Annotated in this window: 16 protein-coding genes; 14 read left to right on the top strand and 2 right to left on the bottom strand. The window is 53.2% G+C overall.

All coding sequences use genetic code 11. The annotated features are described in order from the left end of the window. Positions 1 to 12 precede the first annotated feature (12 nt). The 10 genes from H144_RS0113110 (at position 13) to H144_RS0113065 (ending at position 14,600) form a co-directional block, all read left to right on the top strand. A complete protein-coding gene (locus H144_RS0113110) occupies positions 13 to 1,260 on the top strand; it encodes a chorismate-binding protein (protein WP_026350666.1) in 1,248 nt (415 codons plus the stop codon). Between the two features lie 144 nt (positions 1,261 to 1,404). Continuing rightward, positions 1,405 to 2,505: an efflux RND transporter periplasmic adaptor subunit gene (locus H144_RS0113105; RefSeq protein ID WP_019942529.1), complete on the top strand. Its 1,101-nt coding sequence runs from the start codon at positions 1,405 to 1,407 to the stop codon at positions 2,503 to 2,505. Positions 2,506 to 2,560: 55 nt separating this feature from the next. Further along, on the top strand, positions 2,561 to 5,656 hold the full coding sequence (locus tag H144_RS0113100; protein WP_019942528.1) for an efflux RND transporter permease subunit: 3,096 nt from the start codon (positions 2,561 to 2,563) through the stop codon (positions 5,654 to 5,656). 62 nt (positions 5,657 to 5,718) lie between these two features. Next, positions 5,719 to 7,056 (top strand): TolC family protein, encoded by a 1,338-nt coding sequence (locus H144_RS0113095; RefSeq protein WP_019942527.1) that lies wholly within the window; start codon positions 5,719 to 5,721, stop codon positions 7,054 to 7,056. An 89-nt stretch (positions 7,057 to 7,145) separates the two neighbouring features. Beyond that, positions 7,146 to 8,309 carry a glycosyltransferase family 4 protein gene (locus tag H144_RS0113090; protein ID WP_019942526.1) on the top strand — a complete coding sequence of 388 codons (1,164 nt, stop codon included), beginning with the start codon at positions 7,146 to 7,148 and terminating at the stop codon, positions 8,307 to 8,309. After that, entirely contained in the window at positions 8,302 to 9,288 is a 987-nt protein-coding gene (locus H144_RS0113085) for an NAD-dependent epimerase/dehydratase family protein (protein ID WP_019942525.1), read from the top strand. The genes H144_RS0113090 and H144_RS0113085 overlap by 8 nt, the downstream gene beginning before the upstream one ends. Further along, complete coding sequence (locus tag H144_RS0113080) at positions 9,275 to 10,423, top strand: LegC family aminotransferase (protein WP_026350665.1); 1,149 nt, start codon at positions 9,275 to 9,277, stop codon at positions 10,421 to 10,423. Before H144_RS0113085 ends, H144_RS0113080 begins: the two co-directional genes overlap by 14 nt. A gap of 7 nt (positions 10,424 to 10,430) precedes the next feature. Beyond that, positions 10,431 to 11,168, top strand: a complete 738-nt coding sequence (locus tag H144_RS0113075) for a nucleotidyltransferase family protein (protein WP_019942523.1) — start codon at positions 10,431 to 10,433, stop codon at positions 11,166 to 11,168. 135 nt (positions 11,169 to 11,303) lie between these two features. Continuing rightward, positions 11,304 to 13,712 (top strand): TonB-dependent receptor, encoded by a 2,409-nt coding sequence (locus H144_RS0113070; RefSeq protein WP_019942522.1) that lies wholly within the window; start codon positions 11,304 to 11,306, stop codon positions 13,710 to 13,712. Between the two features lie 48 nt (positions 13,713 to 13,760). Next, positions 13,761 to 14,600, top strand: coding sequence for a CvfB family protein (locus H144_RS0113065; protein ID WP_019942521.1), 840 nt, complete (start codon positions 13,761 to 13,763; stop codon positions 14,598 to 14,600). A 73-nt stretch (positions 14,601 to 14,673) separates the two neighbouring features. Here the strand turns inward: H144_RS0113065 and H144_RS0113060 are convergent, their stop codons facing one another. Together H144_RS0113060 and H144_RS0113055 are read right to left on the bottom strand one after the other, a co-directional pair. Then, positions 14,674 to 15,975 (bottom strand): amidohydrolase family protein, encoded by a 1,302-nt coding sequence (locus H144_RS0113060; protein WP_019942520.1) that lies wholly within the window; start codon positions 15,973 to 15,975, stop codon positions 14,674 to 14,676. A gap of 30 nt (positions 15,976 to 16,005) precedes the next feature. Then, entirely contained in the window at positions 16,006 to 19,038 is a 3,033-nt protein-coding gene (locus tag H144_RS0113055; RefSeq protein ID WP_026350664.1) for an amidohydrolase family protein, read from the bottom strand. A 176-nt stretch (positions 19,039 to 19,214) separates the two neighbouring features. Here H144_RS0113055 and H144_RS0113050 point away from each other — a divergent pair, with 176 nt between their 5' ends. The 4 genes from H144_RS0113050 (at position 19,215) to H144_RS0113035 (ending at position 21,443) form a co-directional block, all read left to right on the top strand. Then, positions 19,215 to 19,511: a hypothetical protein gene (locus H144_RS0113050; RefSeq protein WP_019942518.1), complete on the top strand. Its 297-nt coding sequence runs from the start codon at positions 19,215 to 19,217 to the stop codon at positions 19,509 to 19,511. 105 nt (positions 19,512 to 19,616) lie between these two features. Next, complete coding sequence (locus tag H144_RS0113045) at positions 19,617 to 20,261, top strand: hypothetical protein (protein ID WP_157504653.1); 645 nt, start codon at positions 19,617 to 19,619, stop codon at positions 20,259 to 20,261. After that, entirely contained in the window at positions 20,258 to 21,013 is a 756-nt protein-coding gene (locus tag H144_RS0113040) for a DUF3307 domain-containing protein (RefSeq protein WP_019942516.1), read from the top strand. Before H144_RS0113045 ends, H144_RS0113040 begins: the two co-directional genes overlap by 4 nt. A 58-nt stretch (positions 21,014 to 21,071) precedes the next feature. After that, positions 21,072 to 21,443: a DUF4890 domain-containing protein gene (locus H144_RS0113035; RefSeq protein WP_019942515.1), complete on the top strand. Its 372-nt coding sequence runs from the start codon at positions 21,072 to 21,074 to the stop codon at positions 21,441 to 21,443. The last annotated feature ends 16 nt before the right edge of the window (positions 21,444 to 21,459 follow it).

Below are 21,459 nucleotides of genomic sequence, written 5' to 3'. Positions count from 1 at the left end.
CATTCGTTATAAATGCTATCAGTACAGACCGACACCGGGATTTCGATATTTGAAGGATTGCAGATCGAGGAGCTTTGGCACGCGTCCAGGATAATGGGCTTCCCCTCTGCCCTGTGGCGCCTGCCGCATACCAACGAAATCAAACTGCTCATTTCCATCCGGGACGGCATACGCAAATGTCTCCCCGAGCTCGAAAAAATGACTCCGGGCTTCGTAATGAGCACTTTCTACTGGGAAAGCGACCAGGAAGTACTGTTCCTGGAAGGCGACATCATTCTCACATTCTCGGAAGAGAACCGCATTACCACCGTCGATAACAAGCTGGGTGAAGAGCATACCGAGGTCAAAAGGCTGGTAAAGCTCGCTGCGTCGGCAAGTTCCGAAGAACCGGCAGGCGCTTCCCCCGCCGGCCTGCTGCTGCCGATCGATCCGCATCTGGACGCCAAAGCGCGCTTCGAACGGACCGTGGAAATGGCCGTGGCCGCCATTCGCCAAAACCAGTTCAAGAAAGTGGTGCTTTCGCGCACGAAAGACCTCGCCTACACCGAAGCATTCCAGCCTGCACAGGCATTCCAGCGGCTGGTAAAAGCTTATCCGCACGCATTCATTTCGCTCGTGAATTTGCCGGAAGAAAACGAAATGTGGCTCGGTGCCAGTCCGGAAGGCCTGGTCGAGCAGCGGTCGGACGGTATTTTCAAAACGATGTCCCTCGCAGGCACGCAAGGCGCGCGCGACGCGGCGGGTACGATCATACCCAAGTACGATATTCGCTGGGGTGAGAAAGAAATTGAGGAGCAAGCACTTGTGAGCCGGTATATTATTGAATGTTTCAAAAAGATCCGCCTGCGCGAGTACCTCGAAACGGGCCCGCGCACAGTATTGGCGGGTAATCTATACCATTTGCGTACGGTTTTCGAAGTGGATACCGTGGACCTGAATTTCCCCGAACTGGCTTCGGTGATGCTCAAACTTCTGCACCCAACCTCCGCCATTTGCGGCGTACCCAAGGCGCCCAGCCTGCAATTCATCAACGACGTGGAAGGCTATAACCGCTCGTTTTACAGCGGCTTTCTCGGCCCCGCACAAGTGGGCGGCGACACGAACATCTTCGTAAATCTGCGCACGGTTCGTTTCAAAGACGGCATCGCTACATTCTTCGCCGGAGCGGGCATTACGGAAGACTCTGTGCCTGAGCAGGAATGGTTTGAAACCGAACTGAAATGCGATACGCTCCTCAAAGTGATCGGCAGTTCCTTCTAAAAAAATTAGCTGGCATTAAACTTTTATAGGTACAAAAAGTCTAAACCGTTCGAGATTAATATCTAATTTTGGACAAACCTCTGAACTAAACGCATTTAGTTTCGCAGGACCCCCAAATTACTAAGCCCAGGTTAACAAAACCCTATGAATGTTATCGCCAGATCTGCCCGCGCAGAAGGACTGCCAATTTTACCCAAACCCCTGTCTTCACTTTTCATTGCCGGCTCGCTCTTCATTACGCTTTCATGCGGAGAAAAAAAGGATACTTTTCAGCAAAAAGGGGGCGGCGGGCCTACTATCGTCGACGTCATTGTTGCGAAATCCGAAAAGGTCAGTGACAAGGTGGAAGTGAATGGCACCATCGTAGCCAACGAATTTGCCGAATTGCGGCCCGAAGTAAGCGGGTTGCTCACTTTCCTCGATGTTCCCGAAGGCCAGACCGTGCAGAAAGGGACGGTTATCGCCAAGATCAACAACGCCGACCTCCTGGCCCAGCTCAACCGATCGAAAATACAACTCGACCTGGCCGAAACTACCGAGAAACGCTTGAAGCAGCTCATCGCGGTGAGCGGTATCAATCAGGCGGATTATGACCTGGCGGCCAATAATGTAAATACATTGAAAGCCGATATGGCTTATACACAAGCCCTTATCGATAAAACAATTATCAAGGCGCCTTTCACGGGCGTGGTAGGCCTGCGCAAGGTGAGCGAAGGCGCGTATGTAACGCCCCAAAGCGTGATCGCGACCATGCAGCAGCTTTCTAATCTGCGCATTGATTTCACCGTGCCGGAAAGCTATCAGCAATATGTTTCCAAAGGCGGTAATGTCGAAGTGATGCTCGACCAGGCGTCCGGCAAATACGAAACGGCCCGCATTCTGGCGATCGAGCCGCAGGTGAACCAGACGACCCGCAACCTGACCGTCCGCGCGGTGCTGAATTCAGGCAAAACCAGTCCCGGCTCGTTTGCAAAGGTGTATATCACTGCCAGCAAGAGTAAAAACAGCATTCTGATCCCCAGCAACAGCATCATTCCCGAAGCGAGCAGCAAGAAAGTCGTAACCGTGAAGAACGGGAAGGCGGTCTTCGCACAGGTTGAAACCGGCGATCGCCGGGAAGATGTGGTGGAGGTGACCAAAGGTTTGAATATAGGTGATACCGTGGTTGTTTCGGGCGTACTTTTTGCCCGTCCCGATGCTCCTGTGAAAGTGAGAAGTGTACGAAGCCTCAATAACGGCAAATAAGTGACGGAGTCGCAATGCAAATTGTTACGGTGACCATTCCTTTGAAACCCATACTATGAATATTTCAGAACTATCCCTGAAACGGCCCGTTCTGGCGGTCGTGATGAACCTGCTCATCATCCTCTTTGGTGTGGTAGGATATAACTTCCTGTCGCTTAGGGACTACCCGGCTATCGACCCGCCGATCGTAAACGTGCGAACGAGCTACACCGGTGCCAACGCCGACATTATCGAGAGCCAGATCACCGAGCCCCTCGAAAAAAGCATCAATGGTATCCCCGGTATCAAGAGTATCAGCTCTTCGAGCCAGATCGGTTCGAGTAACATTACCGTCGAGTTCAACCTTGAAGCCGACCTCGAAGGCGCGGCGAACGACGTGCGTGACAAAGTGAGCCAGGCAACCCGTAACCTGCCGCAGGACGTCGATGCCCCGCCGGTGGTCAGCAAGGCCGATGCCAATTCCGACTTCATTCTCCTGCTTGCCGTACAAAGCCCTTCCAAAGGCTTGCTCGAACTGAGCGAATACGCCGAGAACGTACTCCAACAAAGCTTGCAGACGATCGACGGGGTTAGTGCGATCAATATTTTTGGTCAGAAACGGTACGCCATGCGCATCTGGCTCAATCCCGACCAGATGAGTTCCTATAACATTTCATTCAACGATATCACCACCACCCTCGCGTCGGAAAACGTGGAACTGCCGGCCGGTAAAATCTACGGCGACAATACCGAACTGACGATCCGGACGATGGGCCGCCTGAAAACGGAGAAAGAATTCAACGACCTCGTAATCCGTAACGACAGCTCCGGCATTGTGCGGCTCGGCAATGTGGCCAAAGTAGAGCTAGGCCCTGAAAACGAGGAACAAAGCTGGAAATACAATGGCATGTATGCCGTAGGCCTCGCGGTAATCCCGCAGCCGGGCGCCAACTACGTACAGATCTCAGACGAGTTCAACAAACGGCTTGAAGAAATCCAGAAATCCAACAAATCGGACATTACCTTTAACGTACTCATCGACAATACACGCCTCGTGCGCCAGTCGATCAAAGAAGTGGAAGAAACGCTGATCATCGCATTCTCCCTCGTGGTGATCGTGATCCTGTTCTTCTTTCGGAATTTGCTGGTGGCCGTGCGGCCATTGATCGACATTCCGATCTCGCTCGTGGCGACTTTCTTCGTCATGTACATGTGCGGGTTTTCGATCAACATCCTTACATTGCTCGGGATCGTGCTCGCTACGGGGCTTGTGGTGGATGACGGTATTGTGGTGACGGAAAACATTTTCCGCAAACTGGAAAGCGGCTTGCCGATCCGGCAGGCGGCATTGGAAGGCAGCCGCGAGATTTTCTTCGCGGTAATCTCCACCTCGCTCACGCTTGCCGTGGTATTTCTTCCCGTCATCTTTCTGGAAGGTTTTGTAGGAAGCCTTTTCCGGGAGTTCGGTATCGTAGTCGCGTCGGCGGTGTTGATTTCCGCATTCGTTTCACTCACCATTACACCGGTACTAAACGTTGTCCTGAACCGCAAAGACTCCGGCCACGGATGGTTTTACAACAAGACGGAGCCCTTTTTCACTGGTATGGAAAATGGCTACAACAGCATGCTGCGTGGCTTTATGAAGGCGCGCTGGGTTGCCTGGGTACTGGTCGTAGCCTGCGGTGTGCTCATCTGGTTTACCTACTCCCATTTACAGAGCGAGCTCGCGCCGATGGAGGACCGCAACAGTATCCGTTTCAACCTCTCGGCACCTGAGGGTACCAGCTTTGATCAAATGCAGAAGGTATCCGACCAACTCAGTGATTTCCTTAATGACTCTATTCCTGAAAAAGCATTTACCTTCTCCGCAACCCCCGGCTTCGGCGGCGGCGGCGTGAACAGTGGTACCGGACGTATCGGCCTCGTCCCTTCGGATCAGCGCAAAAGAAGCCAGAACGAAATCGCGCAGGAGGTTAACAAGAAACTGTCACGCTTCAACGACGCCCGCATTTTTGCCACACAGGAACAAACCATTTCCGTGGGTATCGGCTCGCGGGGATCGCTTCCGGTCCAATTTGTATTGCAAAACCTCGATTTCGAGAAGTTAAGCGAAGTACTTCCGAAATTCCTCGACGAGGCCCGCCAGGACCCGACCTTCCAGAACGTGGACGTGAACCTGAAATTCAACAAACCCGAGGTAAGGCTCACAATCGATCGCCTCAAAGCCCGCGACCTGGGCTTATCGACCACCGACGTAGCCGCTACCATCCAGGCTGCATTCAGCGGTCGCCGTCTGGCCTACTTCATTATGAACGGGCAGCAATACCAGGTGATCGGGCAGGTTGAACATGCTGAACGCAACAAACCGGCCGATATCGAAAAGCTGTATGTACGCAACAACCGCGGCGAAAACATCCCGCTGACGGCCGTGGTGCAAATGGACGAGGAGTCAGGCCCGCCGACCATTTACCATTATAACCGCTACAAAAGCGCAACGGTATCGGCGTCGCTTGTCGAAGGCAAAACGATCGGCGACGGCGTGGCAGCTATGCGGCGCATCGGCACGAAATTGCTGGACGAATCGTTCCAGACCTCGCTCACAGGCCCCTCGCGTGACTTCGAAGAAAGTTCTTCCAACACCAGCTTCGCATTTGGCCTTGCATTGCTGCTCGTGTACCTGGTACTCGCGGGCCAATTCGAAAGCTTCACCGATCCGTTCATCATCATGATCACCGTGCCGCTGGCATTGGCGGGCGCCTTGCTGAGCCTGTACCTGTTTGGGTTAACGATCAATATCTTCTCGCAGATCGGGATGATCATGCTCATCGGGCTCGTGACGAAGAACGGAATCCTGATCGTGGAATTTGCAAACCAGAAGCGGGAGCAAGGCATGGGCAGAATGGCGGCGGCAGTCGAATCCGCCACGCAGCGTCTCCGCCCGATCCTGATGACAAGCCTTGCCACGGCATTCGGCGCATTACCTATCGCGATGAGCCTGGGAGCGGCGGCCACGAGCCGGGTGCCGCTGGGGGTAGTAATCGTGGGCGGACTGATGTTCTCGCTGATCCTGACGCTGTTTGTGATCCCTGCGATTTATACATTCATTTCACCCAAAAAACACAAGGTAACGGAAGAGCAGAAGATGGCTGAGGAGCTTATTGCCGAACATTAATCACAGAGATAACCGATCCTGCATGCAGGGTCTCATTCATAAAATCAATCATTATTCTTTTCATGGGCTCGCTCACCTTTCTTAAAAAGTACAAAAATACCTGCATCCTTCTCCTGCTCTGCACGGCATCCCGCTGGGCATCCGCAGGCGTACCTGCCGACACCCTCGCCCTTACTTTGGAACAGGCGGTAGCGACGGCGTTGAAAAACAGTTACGAAATTGAAATAGCGAAAAATAATGTCGACGCGAATACGATCCTGAACAACTACGGCGTGGCAGGGGGCTTACCGACCGTTTCCCTGAATGCTTCGAATACCGAGCAGATCACCCAGGTGAACCAGAAACTGAACACCGGCGTCGAGATCAGTCGCAATGCCGCGGCCGGTAACAACACCCAGGCGAACCTCGCCGTGGGCATGCTCCTGTACAATGGCAAGCGCGTGGTAGCCACCAAAAAACGCCTCGCCGAGCTGCAATACCAAAGCTCCGAAGTACTCAACTCGCAGATTCAGAATACGATCGCACTGGTGATGACGAGCTATTATGATGTGGTTCGCCAATTAAGTTACATCAACACGATCCGTACGTCGATTGTAGCGTCCGAAAAGCGCCTCGAAATCCTCAGGGTACGGAAGGAAGCCGGTATGGCCAACAACGCGGACATTTTCCAGGCTGAAATCGATTTGAATACGCTCAACCAGACGCTGCTCAACCAACAGATGGTGGCGCAGGTTGCCAAAACGGAACTCCTGCGTACGCTCACGCTCGATCCCAAATCGGCGGTGACCATTAAGGATACCATTACGGTGGACAACAATATGCAGCTGGCCGCCGTAATAGACCGGCTGGCTTCCAATGCCGATATCAAAGCGGCGGACCATCAGATCCAGATTAACGAGCTGATCGTAAGAGAAACGGCTGCGCTCCGTTATCCTACGGTACGTTTCAATGCGGCTTACAATTTCAGCCGTAACCAAACGGCGGCCGGTCTGACGCTCCTCAACCGCGTGGCAGGTCCGCAGGCGGGGCTTTCGCTGGCCGTCCCGATTTACAATGGCTCCGCATTCAAACGCCAGAAACAAGCTGCGGAAATCGACGCCAAAACGGCGGAATTGCAGAAAAACACCCTGATGCGCGATTACAGCGCCAGCGCCGTGAAAATGTACCAGACCTACCAGAGCTCCATCGAGCAACTCGAAAACCAGAAGAAGAACTACGCGCTCAGCAAGCAGCTCCTCGACCTGACGCTCCAACGTTTCGAGCTCATCCAGGCGACCATTATCGACGTTCGCGAGGCCCAGCGCAGCTTCGAAGAGGCCGGTTACCGCCTCATTAACCTCAACTACGCCGCCAAAGCCGCGGAAATCGAACTGAAACGGCTCAGCAATACCCTTCAATAAGGCCATAGGCACGGTTGCGGATAAAAAATTTCCGTAACCGTGCATTGATTTCCAATCGGGGCATGTCCACACATGTAAAGCCCCGATCCATGAAAATACTGGCCATACATAATATCCTCTGGTCGCACTACAAGGCCAAAATTTTCACTGAACTCCATCAGCGGCTTCAAAAGGAAGGCACCGATTTCTTTGTTCTCCAACTTGCATTCAGCGAACTGAGCAGGCTCGGCCTCAAAACCGACCTCAGCATTCATACATATCCATACGAAGTCCTTTTCCCCGGCAAGGCGATCGAGCACATCGGTCACGTGGAAAAAGCGAAGAAATTACTCGCCGCGCTACGTCAGCACCGGCCCGGCATTGTCTATCTCAATGGCTATTACGATCCGTCCTACTGGCTGGTAATGGCTTACTGCAAATCCCGCAACATCAAAATCGTGCTCGATTTCGAGAGCAGCGAAATCAGCCGGCGGCGGGTCTGGTGGAAAGAGGATTTAAAGAAAATATTCCTCAGCCAATGCGACGCCCTCGTGTGCCTGGGCCAGAAGGCGGCCGAATATGCACAGAAACTGGGCGTGCCCCGCAACAGGATCATGAGTGTCAAAAACGTGGGCGTCGATAACGATGCGCTGCTCGAAATTTTTACCCGGGAGCTCCCCCTGCGTGAACAGCGGAAGGCGAAAACGGGCCTGCCGAAATACAATTTTCTGTATGCAGGCCGCTTTGTCGAACGCAAAAACCTGGATATGTTCATCCGGGCATTCCACGAAGCGAAAAACAGCGCCGCCAACGGCCACGAATGGGGCCTGATCCTCAGCGGGGAAGGCAATCAGAAACCGAAGTTGCAGGAACTGGTCCGCTCGCTGGGCGGCGACAATTGGGCGCAGTGGATGGAACCCTGCGAATGGTACGAAGTGCCGATCCGCTACACGCTGGCCGATGTGGCCGTGCTGCCGAGCACGTTCGAGCCATTCGGGTTTGTGACGAACGAGGCGATGGTGTATTCCATGCCCATACTGGTTTCGGAGCGCTGCGGCAGCGCCCACGATCTGGTGATCGACGGCCTGAACGGCTTCCGGTTCGATCCCCACAACGAGGCAGATTTTACCGGCAAGCTGCTGTGGTTCATGGACCACCCGGCCAAGTTCCGGCAAATGGGCAGCAACGGTAAGGCCATTATCGACCAATGGTCGCCCGACATTATTACGGAAGAACTAATTCAATCATTTCACAAAGTATCCTTACATGGTTAACAAGCAAAGCAAAACAGTACTGGTGACTGGCGGCGCGGGGTATATCGGTTCCGAGCTCGTCAGGGTCCTGTTACAGGACGATTTTCGCGTAGTCGTATTCGATAACCTCTCGTTCGGAGGTGAATCGCTGCTCAGCTTCTGGGGCAATCCTGCATTCACATTCATCAAAGGCGACCTCCGCCACGACGACGACGTCCGCAATGCATTACAGGGTGTGGATTACGTATGCCACCTGGCCGCAATCGTCGGCGAGCCGCCGTGCAAGAAGTACCCCGAGCTTGCATTGGAAGTCAACTGGCATGCGTCCGTGCGCCTGTACGAGCTATGTGAGGAAGCCGGCATCGAACGCTTTGTATTCGCTTCTACATGCAGCAACTACGGCAAAATGGCCGTCGCCGACGCGTTACTCGACGAAACTGCGGAACTCAACCCGATTTCGCTGTACTCGGAGACAAAGGTCAACTTTGAAAAATATCTGCTTAGCCAGGAAAACAGCACTATCACACGCACTATTCTTCGTTTTTCGACGGTTTATGGCATTTCGCCCAGGCCGCGCTTCGATTTGACGGTCAATGAATTCACCCGCGACGCGGCATTGGGCAAACCGCTGCTGATCTACGGCGAAAATTTCTGGCGCCCCTACTGCCACGTGAGCGACCTGGCGCGCTCCGTGAAAATGGCGCTCACGGCCGATGCCGGCAAAGTGAATGGAGAGGCGTTCAATGTGGGCGATACGGGCCAGAATTATACCAAGAAAATGCTCGCTGCTGAAATCGGGAAGGCGATCCCTTCATTGGAGGTGAATTATCACCCGGTAGTGACCGATCCGCGGGATTACAAGGTGAATTGTGATAAAATCAAAAATGTACTTGGGTTCGAAATCTCGAAAACCGTTCCGAACGGCATTACGGAAATCGCATCCCTTTTCCGCGAACAGGTAATCAGCGAACCGATGAGCGCACGGTATGGAAACGTCTAAACCCTCCCCTATCCCCCTTTGCGAGCCGAATCTCAACGGTCGCGAAAAACAATACATGGCCGAAGCCGTTGATTCCAACTGGCTGTCGGGCGGCAGTTTCCTGCGTCGGTTCGAGCAGCAGCTAACCGACTATACCGGCGCCGCGCACGCCATCGGCGTCAGCAACGGCACGAGCGCATTGCAGGTCGCGCTCACGCTCGCGGGCGTGGAAAAAGGCGATCTGGTGCTCGTACCGGACCTGACTTTCGTGGCCACGGCGAATGCGGTCAAATACCTCGGCGCCGACCCGGTAATGATCGATATCGACGCTGCGACGTGGCTCCTGGACCTGGACCTGATGCTCGACTTTTTGGAAAACCATACCTACCAGAACCACGGCGGCTGCTTCCACCGCGAAAACCACCGGCGTATCAAGGCGATCGTGCCGGTGCATTTGCTGGGCAATGTGTGCGAAATGGGCCGGCTGCTGGCCATTGCCAAGCAGTTTGCATTAACTGTCGTGGAAGATGCCGCCTGCTCGCTGGGTTCATTCAAAGGAGGGAAGCATTCCGGCACGTTCGGGCTGCTGGGGACGATGAGTTTCAACAGTAACAAAATCATCACTACGGCCGGCGGCGGCGCGATCCTTACCAACGACGACATACTGGCAAAACGCGCGCGGCACCTCATTACGCAGGCCAAAAGCCATGCTACCGAATACATTCACGACAGCCTGGGTTTCAATTTCCGGCTCGTGAACCCATTGGCAGCGATGGGCTGCGCGCAGATGGAACAGCTACCCGCATTTGTACAGGTCAAAAAGAATGCGGCGGCATTTTATGAACAACAACTAGCGCAATGCAATGTCACATTCCAGCAGCTCACACCCGGCACCGACTCGAATTACTGGCATTCGGCCATGCTGACGGACAATAGCCGCGGGCTGCTCACCGCATTAACGACCGAGCAGATCGAAACGCGACCGTTGTGGACGCCCATTCATGAACTGCCTGTTTTTCGTGAAGACTTGTATGTGAGCCGCACGAACGCATCGTCCACCATTTCCCGCCGCGGGATCATGCTTCCCTGCTCGACGTCGATCTCCGCCGGGCAGTTGCAGCGCGTTTGTCATGCCATCCGAAAACACCTGAACTAACGAAATCATGCACTGGAACACCGAGTCGGGCGCGTGGCCCGTGAACGTCATCATCATGGCAGGCGGCAAGGGTACCCGCCTGAAACCCCTTACCGACAATACCCACAAATCGCTCATTCCCGTGGCCGGCAAGCCCATTATCCGCCACCTGATCGATCATCTGGCCGCGAACGGGTTACGAAAAATCCACATTTCGGTCGGCCATCTGGCCGAGCAGGTGATGGGTTACCTCGGCGACGGGCGCGAGCTGGGCATTTCGATCCGGTACATCCATGAGCGCATTTCGATGGGCAGCATCGGCGCCGTGACGCTCGAAAAGCGTTGGCCGCACGAGCATTTCCTCGTCATCAACGGTGATATTTATTCCAATTTCGATATCGGCGGATTTTGCACGCATTACTTCTCTCACCGCGCCGACATGGCCGTCCTGGCTGTTTCCAACCTGATGAAGGTCCCCTACGGCGTGCTCGAAATGGGCCCCGACGGCGGTATCCGGCGTTTCGACGAAAAACCCGAGTATGAATGGATGGTCAATGCGGGCGTATACCTTTTTAACCAAAACATCCTGAACCTCATGCCCAAAGGCATTGCCTACGAAGGCTGGCAACTGGTCCAGGCCGCATTGCAGGCCGGCCAGCATGTGGTGGGCGTGCCGCATACCAGCGGATACTGGATCGACATCGGCAGTATGGAAACACTCCGAAAGGCCCAGGAGATGAGCCAGATAGACGCGCCGGCCGACTAGCGAACACTGGCACGCAATTTATTTTCATGAAGATTAAAAAGTCATTAAACCTTTACCCGGCTTTCTAATCTAACCGGCTCACCTTCAACCTAACATATTCTCGGGCCACCGCCTGCGGATGTGGCACACGCCGTCATGAAAAAAACATTACTCATCGTTTCACTCCTAATGCTCCTGTCATTCACACTACACGCACAGGAGGAACCGGCTACGACCTACCCCATTACCGGCAAGCTCGAAGACCAGGACAAAAAGCCGGTTCCGTTCGCCAACGTCGCATTGCTTGCCGCGAAGGATTCCAGCATTTCGGGAGGCGGTACTGCCGATGAGAACGGGCAATTCACCATTCCTGCCGAACCGGGAAGCTACCTGATCAAGATCACATTCCTGGCTATGGATGAAAAGATCATCCCAAACGTGCGGGTAGCTGCACAGCCGGTAGCATTAGGCACGATTAGTCTTACTTCGAACGCCCGCACGCTGGACGAGCTGGTTGTACAGGGCGAAAAAAGCCAGATGGACCTGCAACTGGACAAGCGCGTTTTCAATGTGGGAAAAGACCTCGCAAACATTGGCGGCAATGCGTCCGACATTCTGAATAATATGCCCTCGGTGACGGTGGATGTAGAGGGAAACGTGGCTTTACGCGGCAGCGGCAATGTGCGCATCCTGATCGACGGCAAGCAGTCGGGTATGGTGGGGCTGAACCCTGCGGAAGCATTGCGGCAAATCCCGGCCGACCTGATCGAGAGCGTGGAGATCATTACCAACCCGTCGTCGCGGTACGATGCGGAAGGCGAAGTAGGGATTTTGAATATTGTAATGAAGAAAAATATCCGCTATGGCCTTAACGGTACATTCACGGGTACTGCTGGTTATCCTTCCAATTTCGGGGCTTCGTTCAATGTCAACTACCGCAAAAAGAAGGTGAACCTGATCGCAAACTATGGCTGGATGTACCGAGACGGCCCCGGCCGTGGGAATTCGCGGCAGGAATACAACAGCGCGGATACGAGCTTTGTATACGAGCAAACCAACAGGCGTAACCGCTCCGGCTATTCCAACAACTTCCGCGTGGGCCTCGATTATTTTTTGAATAACTACAATACCCTCACCGCCACGCTATCCCTGCGCAAATCGCACAACGACAATAAATCGAACCTCGAATACCGCGATTTCGACATGAATAACCTTCTCACGCGCACGGTGACGCGTTCGGAGGACGAAACCGAACCGCGTACCAATATCGAGGCGGCACTGAACTACCGCAAAACATTCGAACGAAAAGGCCAGAGCCTGTCGTTCGACGCCAAATACATCCTGAGTGACGAAACGGAGGCTTCGAAATACCACGAGGTGGCCAACGACAATTCCGTGGACATTCGCCAGCGGTCGTACAATACCGAGGATGAAAAGAACTTCCTGGCCCAGCTGGACTACATTCACCCGCTTGGCAAGGACGGCAAGCTGGAAGCCGGTCTGAAAACCTCCATCCGCCTGCTCGATAACGATTTCTCCGTCCACCAGCTCCGCGAGGCCGATTACTGGGTTATCCTGCCCGAATACGATAACCGGCTCGCTTACGACGAGAAAATCCATGCCGCATACGTGATGGGCAGCAACCAGTTTGGCAAAGTATTCGTGCAGGCAGGCTTGCGCGGCGAGTACACCGACATTCTCACCGAACTTAAAAAAACGGCCCAGGCAAACCGCCGGCGCTATTTCAATGTGTTCCCGAGCATTCATTTGTCCTACAAACTGCAAGATCAGCAGACTCTCCAGCTCAGTTACAGCTACCGCCTCAGCCGCCCCAATTTCCGCGATTTGCTGCCATTCTCAAATTTCAGCGATTCGCGCGTTTTCCGCGCCGGCAACCCGCTGCTGAACCCGGAATTTACGCATTCGTTCGAGGCCGGGCATTTGATAAACATGAACAAGGGCACGCTCCTTTCGAGTATTTACTACCGGCGCAGGCTGGGCGTGGTGGAGAATATTACTTCCGTGGATTCTACCGGTTTCACCACCATTACGCCCATTAACCTCTCGACGGGCGACTCCTATGGTTTCGAGTTCAACCTCACCTACGACCCTGCACCGTGGTGGAAAATGACGGCCAACGCCAACATTTTCAGGGCGATGAATGAGGGGTACTACAATGATAAACTATATAAAAGCGACACCTATTCCTGGACAAGCCGCTTCTCGTCACGCATTACGCTGTTCGGTTCCGTGGATTTCCAGACGTCGTTTAATTACCGCGCGCCGAGGCGCACCACGCAGGGTCGGGACTTGTCGATCTACTTTATCGACCTCGGTTTGTCGAAAGATATTCTCAAAGGTCGCGGCACGCTTACGGCGAGCGTGCGTGATTTATTTAATTCTCAAAAACGCCGAAGCATTACGGAAAACGCGGGATATTATTCCTATTCGGTATTCCAATGGCGGCCCAGGCAGTTTCTCGTGACGCTTTCCTACCGGCTGAACCGCTCCAAAGAGAAGCAGAATTTCGACAAGCAGGGCGGTGACGGAAACGACGAAGAGTAAATCGGTGCGAAAACGTTACCTTTGTGCCCAAACCTCGACATTTGAATAATGCTATTTATCGGAAAATACAATTACCTCACCATCGAACGGGTCACCAGCGTAGGCATGTTCCTGAGCGATGTGGAAGGTGAAGAAGTGCTGCTGCCCAACCAATATATCACCGACGAGATGCAGGTCGGCGACCAGATCAAGGTTTTCGTTTACCTCGATTCGGAAGACCGCCCCGTGGCGACCACCCAGACGCCCAAAATCATCCGGAACGAATTTGCCTTCCTGGAAGTGAAAGATGTCTCCGAATACGGTGCATTCCTCGACTGGGGCCTCATTAAGGACCTTTTCGTACCTTTCCGTGAGCAAGGCAAGCCCATGGAAATCGGCGAATGGCATGTGGTATTCCTCTATCTGGACCAAAAAACACAGCGCCTGCTGGCCTCGACCAAAATCGACAAATTCCTCGAAAACGAGCGTTTGACGGTTCAGGAAGGGGAAGAAGTGAATTTGCTGGTTTGGCAAAAAACCGATTTGGGTTATAATGTGGTGGTAAATCAATACCACAAAGGCCTCATTTACGCCAACGAAGTGTTCCAGCCGCTCAACATCGGCGACTCTTTGAAAGGTTATGTAAAAAAAATCCGCGAAGAGAACAAGCTGGATATCAGCCTGCAAAAGACCGGCTACGAAGTGATAGAACCCGTCGCGCAGCAAATCCTCGATGCCGTAAAAAGAGGTAAAGGATTTCTTAACCTCTCGGACAACTCTTCGCCCGAAGACATTTACAAGGAATTGAAAATCAGCAAAAAAGTTTTCAAAAAGGCAATTGGCGGATTGTATAAGCAGGGAATGATCCGAATAGCAGAGGATGGTATTTACCTGATTGTGGAGGATTAGCTATTCATGATCATGCAAAAAAGCCATCCGCTTCAAAACGGATGGCTTTTTTGTATTTCAGTACTACCGGCGATTATTTGCCGTATTTATCCTTATACTTCTCGTAAAGCCGCTTTTGCTTGTCGTCGAGGTTGACTTTGCCGCCGCGGATATAAACCATTTGGACGACGTTTCCGCGCATATCCAGGATGTCGCCTTCCGAAACGATGAGGGAAGCCTGCTTCCCTTTTTCCAGCGTCCCGACGAGCTGGCCGGCACCTATAATATCGGCAGCGTTGCGGGTGATGAATTGGAGCGCTTCTTCCGGTGTAACATTACCGAAGCCCGATGCCGTACCGGCCAGGAAGCCCAGGTTACGCGTGCGCCACCATTCGTCGGCGTAGGTAACGGCCACTTTCACGCCCGCTTTGTGCAGGATTCCCGGAAGCTCATAGGGCAAATACACATTTTCATCGACGCCTTCGGGCAGGCGGTGGGTGGTGTTGATGATCACCGGCACCTGGTTGTCTTTCAGGAATGCAGTCACCTTATGCGCTTCGTTTCCGCCCGCGATCACGATCTTTTTCACACCGGCTTCCTTTGCGAAACGGATGGCTTCGATAATGTCTTTCGCATAATCGGCGCGGATGTAAAGGTTGGCAGTCCCCTCAAAAAGCGGCTTCATAGCGGTCAGACGCAGGTTTACCGGGCTCGGATTAGCGATTTCCGAATAGGCTTTGGCTTCGGCGAAAGTCTGTTTAAATAGATTGATCGTCTCCTGGCGCTTTTCGTTTCGCTTGACGGCGTAAGTGAATGTCTCGTTATCGAAACTTCCCGCCAAAAACGGCGGCCAGCTGAGCCAGATACCGTCATCCTTTTTCAGCACGGCATCTTCCCAATTCCAGCCATCGCTGTAAAACACCGACGACGAACCGGAAATAGCACCACCCTGCGGCACCGACTGCGACACGAGAATACCATTGCCGCGCAATGTCGGAATAACCTCCGAATCGGTGTTGTACGCCACAAGCGCACGCACGTGCGGGTTGATCTCTCCTACTTCGCGGTAATCGACCGTAGCCCTTACGGAGGCGATTTCCTGCAAACCGACGGTCGTATTGAGCGAAATAATGCCTGGAAAAACATGTTTACCCTTCACATCGACAGTCTCCGCTCCTGCCGGGCCGCTTACCGAGCCAGCCTGGCCTACCTGCGTAATAATGCCTTTATCAAACGCAATAGCGCCATTCTGGATCACCTCACCGTTCCCTACGTGAATGGTCGCACCCGTGAGCACGACCGGCTTCGTTTGCGGCTTGGCCGGGGCCGGGTTTTGCGCCTGTGCTCCGGCGGTCATTCCGAGGAGCAAGCTGGCGATTAATGTATATTTTTTCATTGTTGTCAAATTGAATATCCTGAACGAGTACTAGTTACCGGTGTGATCATGCTCCGAGTGGATACCCGCCACATCTTCGCAATGCCACATATGCGGCTTGGTAGATTCGGGTTTCTGGGTAGGCTTGCCTTCCGCCTTTTCGCCGAGCATTTTCTGGATCAGGCGCTCCCGTTCGATCACGATTTGCTTCTGCTTTTCCTCATCCTTTTTACGGTCGAAATAAATCGCCCCTTCCACCATCGTAAAGTCCGGTCTTGCATAAACGGAAAGCGGATTCGCGTTCCAGAGTACCAGATCGGCATCCTTACCGGCCTTGATGCTGCCCATGCGGTCGTCCACATGCAGCAGCTTCGCCGGATTAAGCGTCACCATCTTCCAGGCTTCCTGCTCCGGCACTCCACCGTATTCGACCGTCTTGGCGGCTTCCTGGTTCAATCTCCGGGCCATTTCGGCGTCGTCCGAGTTGATCGCGACGGTCACGCCTTCATGGTACATCAATGCCGCATTGTACGGTATCGCCTCTTTTACCTCCATTTTGTACGCCCACCAGTCGGCGAATGTCGAACCGCCGATGCCGCGTTTCTGCATACCGTCGGCCATTTTATAACCTTCCAGGATATGGGTAAATGTGTTAATGCGGAATTTCAAGGAATCGGCCACATGCATGAGCATATTGATCTCCGACTGTACATAAGAGTGGCAGGTAATGAAGCGTTCGTTACCGAGAATTTCAGCCAGGGCGTCGAGCTCGATATCCCGGCGTGGCGGTGCGATGGCCTGCTTTTTGGCATTCGCATTGTAGCTTTTCCAGCTGGCCGCATATTCTTTCGCGCGAAGGAAATGATCGAAATAGATCTGCTCCACACCCATGCGCGTCTGCGGGAAGCGTACCCGCTGCACATCGCCCCAGTTCGACTGTTTTACATTCTCCCCCAATGCGAATTTGATCGTTTTCACCTGCGGTATCACCATTTCCGATTGGCTGGCGCCCCATTTCAGTTTGATCATCGTGCTTTGTCCGCCGATCGAATTCGCCGAGCCGTGCAGCAAATGCGAAGCCGTCACGCCGCCGGCAAGTTGTCGGTAAATATTGATATCGTCCGGGTTCACGACATCGCTCATCCGCACCTCCGCCGAGCTCGATTGCCCGCCTTCATTGATGCTGAACAGTGCGATATGCGAATGTTCGTCGATAATGCCGCTCGTCAGGTGCTTGCCGGTGCCATCGATGGTCCTTGCCCCCGACGGCGCGGTCAGGCCCTTTCCTACTTTGGTAATCTTCCCATTCTGCACAATCACATCCGCATTGGCGAGAATACCTTCCTTCTCGTTCGTCCAGATCGTCGCATTTTTGATCAGTACCGTTTCTTTAGCCGGCAAGGTTTCGTTCCCGTAACCCACAAATGGGTAAACGATCGGTCCGGTTTCCTTGCTTTTCGGTTTGGCAGTGTCGGCTGCGGCTACCGCTGCATTCTTTTCCGTAAGCGTGGCATTCCAGGGAATCACGGTTCCGTTGGGCAGCACGCCTTCACCTGCGAAACCGTTTCCGCTGAGCCAGCCGGTTAGCCGTGTGGTACCGCCGGCTTTTTTGTCCTGCTGGTAGGTCAAAGTCAGCAATGCGTTGGCAAGCGTCGCTTTGGGGGTAATCTTGATGGAATCCTGTACGGTAATTTTGTACTCGGGCTTCTCCGGCGAGCCGGTGATCTGCAATTTTCCGGCAGGCTGATTGTTCAGTGAAAGCGAGTAAGTACCCCGCACATCCGGCGCATCGAGCACAGTCAGCACGAATTTCTTGCCCTGGACCCAGTTTTCATAAATCACATTATCCTTCGAAAACAGATCTCCCGAAGTGATAATGAAATTGGCGAGCATGCCTGGTTTCAGGCTTCCGATCTTATTATCGGCCTTCACCAATGCTGCCGGCAGTGTCGTAAGCGCAGCCAGTGCCCGCTCCTTCGGCAAGCCGTATTCGATGGCGGTCCTGAGGTTTTTCCAGAAATCGGCCTTGTTTCTCAAACCGGAGGTCGTCAATGCGAACGGGATTTCCGCTTTGGCTACTTCCGAAGCATTGCGCGGCGCCAGTTCCCAGTGTTTCAGCTGGCTCATCGTCACCACCTCCGCGTCCCAGGGGTCCGATACGTCGTAAGCATCCGGAAAAACGAGCGGCAAGAGCAACGTAGCCCTGGTTTCCCTGATCTCCTGAATGCGCTGGTATTCGTCACCGCCGCCGCGGATGATGTATTGAATGCCAAATTCATCGCCGATCTTGTCAGCCCGCAGGACACTGTATTTGTCATTCGTTTCGAAAAAAGAAGGCAAGCCCTTGATCTGGTTGAAAGCTTCCAGCGAAAGGTTGGTTTCCTTCTTGCTTCCGCCTTTCGCGTACCAGTCGGCATCGTAGTAATTCTGCCGCAAAAGCGCCACCACACCCATTCCCGACGACGGGTAGGTCTGCGACGAACTTCCTTTGCTGAACGAAAAATGCGCCGACGCCTTGCCGTTCAGCACCGCCTTGTTGGCCAGCTCGTCGGTGAGCGTCACGAGTGCGCCGCTCCCGCGCACGATCCCGTCATGCGCATGCACGAGCACTGTACCGAAACCGATTTTCCGCATATCGCCCGCCTTTTTCGCATCGGGCGTAAACAGGACGCTCGCATCGGTTTCCGGCTGAATAGCCTGGTTCCAGCCGAATGCGCCCTTTTTATTCGATTCGAGCTGGGGCGTTTGCCGGCCGGCCCCGCCTGCCGCCCTTTTCACCTCCGGCATGCCGTAGTCCGAGTCGAGTTCAATCAGCGAAGCGTAAATGAATTTGCCTTTCAGGTCGATCGTCACTGTTCCGGCGGGGATTTTGACCTGTTTGCCCGTCTCGCGGATCACGCCGTCTTCGATGAGCAGCGTCGCATTATCGATCGTCGTTTTCGGGTCGACCACGATTGTGGCATTTGTAAAAGCATACCGGCCCGTTCTTTCATCGTAGGCGCCGTTCCTTGGGAAGGTCTCCTGCGCGTGGCAATAAACCGCCAGCGTCATGAAGCCCAATATCGTTGATAATTGTTTAAACATATATTGTTGTTTTAATTACAATTGTGCCTTACAATATACAAGTAAAATCGTGAAATAGAGGCTTCGGAGCGTGATTCAGGGTAAGTTGCAATAAGCCCGCAGAATTTTCCTGTTGTTTTGATTTATTAGCATCTTGCAGGTGCTTTGACCGCAATCCACCATCATTTTCTATCATCATGACATTCGAACAATTCCAGGAATCGCTTACACTTCCCGCCCCTCCCAAAGGCCTTTCCGTGCTGCTGGAAGCACTTTGGCACGACGCCAACGGCGATTGGGAAGCCGCCCACAACATCGCCCAAAGCCGCGAAGGCACCCGCGCATATGATCGCCTGCATGCCTATCTGCACCGTGTGGAAGGAGACACTTTCAATGCGGGATATTGGTACAGACGTGCTGGTGCTGAGGTATTTAAAGGTAACTTAAAAGAAGAATGGGCAGATCTGGTTCAAGTTCATCTTCAAAATACATAAGGCTTTAACCTTATATCGGACTAATATAAGGTTTTAAGCTTATATCTTTAAAATATAAGGCTTTTGCCTTATATTTGGGTATTATAAGCTAAAAGCCTTATGTCCATGAAAGCGTTCCGGGCGGTTATAACCGCGGATATGGTTAATTATACGCAGTTTTCGCGTGAAGAATCGGCTGCGTGGCTCGAAGAAATGCTGGTTATTTTGCACCAGCATCCGGCCTTTAAGTGGGCACTAAAACCGGAAATTTATCGCGGGGACAGCTTTCAGGCAGTTCTTAAAAACCCCGGGGAAGTTATGCGTGCGGCCATTCTCGCGCGCGCATGTGTACGTAAGCACGCGCCTAACGCGGACATGCGCATAGCCATCGGCGTCGGCAAGACAGAACTCCTCACCGACCGCCCCGGCACGTCCGACGGCGAAGCATTCAGGCTTTCGGGCCATTTGGCGGATACAATAAGGCAGCAAAAAGCACGGATCGGGATTGCCTTACCCCGGCCCTCGGAGTCCCTTACCGCCACTTTAAACTTGCTGGAAACTGTGATCGAAAACTGGACGGTATCCCAAAGCCAGGTGATCGAGGCGCTACTGCAAGGCAAGAACATCACGCAGATCGCCGAAATGCTTTCGATCAGCCAACCGGCTGCGAGCCAGCGCGTGTCCTCGGCGAAGTGGTGGGCAATTGAAAGTTTTCTTGCTAACTTTCCTAAGCAATTATCACTATACACTACTAAACGCCAGCCGCTATGACAGAATTTCTGCTATTGCTCCTCGCCCATGTTATCGTCGACTTCTATTTGCAGCCCACTAAATGGGTGATTGACAAAAAAGAGAAAAAGTACAAATCCCGTTACCTGTACTTTCACGTACTGCTCGTTATCCTTTTCTCTTATATTCTGCTGCATCAATGGAAAAACCCATTGCCAGCCATGGCATTAGGCATTGCGCACGGGGTGATCGATCTTATTAAAATAACATTCGACAAAAAAGGATCGCTCACGTGGTTCATCGCCGACCAGGCGGCGCATCTGGCCACCATCGCATTCACCGCATTGATCCTGACCAGCAGCATATTACCCGGTTTTGAAACATTGATCACCTGGTTCAACAAACCCAAAACATTAGCCACATTATCGGGAACACTGTTTACGCTCAATCCGGTCTCATTTTTCGTTGGCATACTCACCAAACCCTGGCGCGAAGAGCTCGCTGCACTGGCGCCGGGTGCCGATGACAACCTCGCCAATGCCGGCCGATGGATAGGCATGTCCGAGCGTTTGCTCATTTTTGTTTTTGTGCTGGTCAACCAGTATTCCGCCATTGGCTTCCTGATCGCCGCCAAATCGCTGCTCAGATATAATGATAAAACCACGGACGCCGACATTCCTCCGGCCTACATCAGCAAGAAATCCGAGTATGTGCTCGTCGGGACACTGATGAGCTATACCTGCGCCATTGCCGTGGCGCTCGTGGTTCAGATGCTGAGCCAAAAATTTCATTGAGCCGTTAAACTTACCGCCGCTTTTCGCATCTAACCCCGGTATCTAAACTTTTTTGACCATGAGGAAAACATTGTTGGCCCTTTTACTGGCCTTTGTAAGCTTCACAACTTTCGCGCAACGCGGCGGCGGCAATGCAACGCCCGAGCAGCGCGCCGAAAACCAGACTAAAACTTTGAGCGAAAACCTCAAACTTTCGGACGACCAGCAGAAGAAAGTGTATGACCTCAGCCTCGTCCGCGCGAAGAAAATGCAGGAACTGAGAGACGCCCAAAACATGGACCGCGAACAAATGCGTGCTTCGATGGAGACATTCAACACCGAACTCGCCAAAATCCTGACCGTTGAGCAGCAGGAAAAATACAAAACCATGCTCGAAGACCGCCGTAATAACCGCGGCGGAGGTGGAGGTGGCGGCGGACCGCGTAACTAGAAGGTCCTTTGAAGCA

It is taken from the genome of Dyadobacter beijingensis DSM 21582, assembly GCF_000382205.1.
GTDB lineage: Bacteria > Bacteroidota > Bacteroidia > Cytophagales > Spirosomataceae > Dyadobacter > Dyadobacter beijingensis.
The sequence above is the reverse complement of the archived record's forward strand: the minus strand, read 5'-3'. Positions and strand labels throughout refer to the sequence as shown.

Excerpts from the sequence above, each read along its gene's own strand:
- H144_RS0113070 (WP_019942522.1), top strand. The coding sequence starts at position 11,304 with ATGAAAAAAACATTACTCATCGTTTCACTCCTAATGCTCCTGTCATTC.
- H144_RS0113090 (WP_019942526.1), top strand. The coding sequence starts at position 7,146 with ATGAAAATACTGGCCATACATAATATCCTCTGGTCGCACTACAAGGCC.
- H144_RS0113075 (WP_019942523.1), top strand. The coding sequence starts at position 10,431 with ATGCACTGGAACACCGAGTCGGGCGCGTGGCCCGTGAACGTCATCATC.
- H144_RS0113100 (WP_019942528.1), top strand. The coding sequence starts at position 2,561 with ATGAATATTTCAGAACTATCCCTGAAACGGCCCGTTCTGGCGGTCGTG.
- H144_RS0113040 (WP_019942516.1), top strand. The coding sequence starts at position 20,258 with ATGACAGAATTTCTGCTATTGCTCCTCGCCCATGTTATCGTCGACTTC.
- H144_RS0113035 (WP_019942515.1), top strand. The coding sequence starts at position 21,072 with ATGAGGAAAACATTGTTGGCCCTTTTACTGGCCTTTGTAAGCTTCACA.
- H144_RS0113095 (WP_019942527.1), top strand. The coding sequence starts at position 5,719 with ATGGGCTCGCTCACCTTTCTTAAAAAGTACAAAAATACCTGCATCCTT.
- H144_RS0113065 (WP_019942521.1), top strand. The coding sequence starts at position 13,761 with ATGCTATTTATCGGAAAATACAATTACCTCACCATCGAACGGGTCACC.
- H144_RS0113050 (WP_019942518.1), top strand. The coding sequence starts at position 19,215 with ATGACATTCGAACAATTCCAGGAATCGCTTACACTTCCCGCCCCTCCC.
- H144_RS0113055 (WP_026350664.1), bottom strand. The coding sequence starts at position 19,038 with ATGTTTAAACAATTATCAACGATATTGGGCTTCATGACGCTGGCGGTT.
- H144_RS0113085 (WP_019942525.1), top strand. The coding sequence starts at position 8,302 with ATGGTTAACAAGCAAAGCAAAACAGTACTGGTGACTGGCGGCGCGGGG.
- H144_RS0113080 (WP_026350665.1), top strand. The coding sequence starts at position 9,275 with ATGGAAACGTCTAAACCCTCCCCTATCCCCCTTTGCGAGCCGAATCTC.
- H144_RS0113060 (WP_019942520.1), bottom strand. The coding sequence starts at position 15,975 with ATGAAAAAATATACATTAATCGCCAGCTTGCTCCTCGGAATGACCGCC.
- H144_RS0113110 (WP_026350666.1), top strand. The coding sequence starts at position 13 with ATGCTATCAGTACAGACCGACACCGGGATTTCGATATTTGAAGGATTG.
- H144_RS0113105 (WP_019942529.1), top strand. The coding sequence starts at position 1,405 with ATGAATGTTATCGCCAGATCTGCCCGCGCAGAAGGACTGCCAATTTTA.
- H144_RS0113045 (WP_157504653.1), top strand. The coding sequence starts at position 19,617 with ATGAAAGCGTTCCGGGCGGTTATAACCGCGGATATGGTTAATTATACG.